Source organism: Pseudomonas sp. ICMP 10191 (assembly GCF_001467335.1).
In the GTDB taxonomy this organism is placed as follows: domain Bacteria; phylum Pseudomonadota; class Gammaproteobacteria; order Pseudomonadales; family Pseudomonadaceae; genus Aquipseudomonas; species Aquipseudomonas cerasi.
In genome coordinates this window covers 1-248 of record NZ_LKGW01000085.1, presented here as the reverse complement: position 1 = coordinate 248, position 248 = coordinate 1, and the positions used below count along the sequence as shown (strand labels likewise).

The 248-nt window shown below is 56.5% G+C and carries 1 protein-coding gene; it reads right to left on the bottom strand.

Going from position 1 to position 248, the window contains the following annotated elements; all coding sequences use genetic code 11:
• The coding region (locus AO388_RS27250; RefSeq protein WP_177343128.1) for a chloride channel protein at positions 1-248 on the bottom strand (248 nt) is incomplete at both ends.

Sequence of the window (248 nt, the reverse complement as noted above, 5' to 3'; positions counted from 1 at the left end):
CCGCCGTTCCCTCACGTCCCACAGATGCACCGAAGAGGTGGGAAACCACGGTTCCGATTAGCACCATCGGCACCATGCGCAAAGGCACGATCTTCTTAGGATCATGGATCTCATCGATGATCAGGTTGTTTCCGGCATCAACGGGTTTGCCTATCAAGTGATACGCAAGTCCGACGGCGAAGCCAGCAACTGGCAGGAGCCAGAGCACCCAGGGATGGGCTTCTCGCCATTGGGTGGCATGATCCAAA